This is a genomic window from Curtobacterium sp. MCBA15_013 (assembly GCF_001865095.1).
GTDB lineage: Bacteria > Actinomycetota > Actinomycetes > Actinomycetales > Microbacteriaceae > Curtobacterium.
On sequence record NZ_MJGQ01000020.1, the window covers coordinates 3199 to 4471 of the forward strand.

A 1273-nucleotide genomic window follows, 5' to 3' on the forward strand; every position below is an offset into this window, starting at 1 on the left:
CTGTGCGAGAAGCCGCTCTCGCCGAACCACGGCACGTCCATGGCGCTCGCCGATGCCGCACGCCAGGCCGGCCTGCCCCTCGTCGAGGCGTACATGTACCGCTTCCACCCGCAGACCGCGGCCCTGCTCGACCTCGTCCGGCAGGGTGCGATCGGTACCGTCACGCACGTCGACGCCTCGTTCGCGTTCCGGGCGGGCAGCCGGTCCGGCCGACTCTTCGACGTCGACACGGCCGGCGGCGGGATCCTCGACGTGGGCGGCTACCCGGTGACCATGACGGCCGCGATCGTGCAGGCCGCGACCGGCGTGGCCGTCGCCGAGCCCACCGAGCTCACCGCCACCGGGACCGTCGGCCCGACCGGCGTCGACGAGTGGACGGTGGCACAGCTCAGCTACACCGGCGGGATCACCGCGAACCTCCGGACCGGCGTCCGCGTGGAGGACGACAACGCCGTGATCGTCCACGGCACCACGGGGAAGATCACGCTCACCGACCCGTGGACCCTCGGCGACGACCCCACGATCGAGATCAGCACGGTCGACGAGGACCCGCGCACGCTGTCCTTCGCCGGCGCGCACCCCTACGCCCTCGAGGCCGACGCCACCACGGCGGCCCTCGCGGCCGGTCGTGTCGACGCTCCCGAGTTCACCCTCGACGAGTCGCTCGCCACCGCCCGGACGCTCGACAAGTGGCGTGCCGCGATCGGTCTGCGCTTCCCGTTCGAGGCCGAGACCGCCGACATCCCGACCGTCAGCGGCCGACCCCTCACGGTCGCCGCGCACGAGCCCGACCGTGCCGACAACCCGATGCGCTACGGCGAGGTCGCGGGTGTCGGCAAGCGCATGTCCCGACTGGTGATGGGTGTCGACAACCAGCCCGACCTCGCGCACGCGAGCGCGATCTTCGACCTGTTCGTGGAGCAGGGCGGCAACGTGTTCGACACCGGCTACATCTACGGCGGGGGCGTGCTCGAGGGCCGGCTCGGCAAGTGGATCCAGAACCGCGGCGTCCGCGAGGACGTGGTCGTGATCACCAAGGGCGCGCACACGCCGTACTGCGACCCGGAGTCCCTCACCCGGCAGCTGCTCGAGAGCCTCGAGCGCCAGGGCACCGATTACGCGGACATCTACATGATGCACCGCGACAACACGGACATCCCGGTGGGGGAGTTCGTCGACGTCCTCGACGAGCACCGTCGTGCCGGCCGCATCCGCGTGTACGGCGGCTCGAACTGGACCCCTGCCCGGTTCGACGAGGCGAACGCCTACGCCC

The 1273-nt window shown here is 71.5% G+C and carries 1 protein-coding gene; it reads left to right on the forward strand.

Translation table 11 applies throughout. The annotated features are described in order from the left end of the window. Positions 1–1273 (forward strand): aldo/keto reductase (locus tag BIV01_RS11795; RefSeq protein ID WP_175473702.1); only part of this gene is annotated, 1273 nt, incomplete at both ends.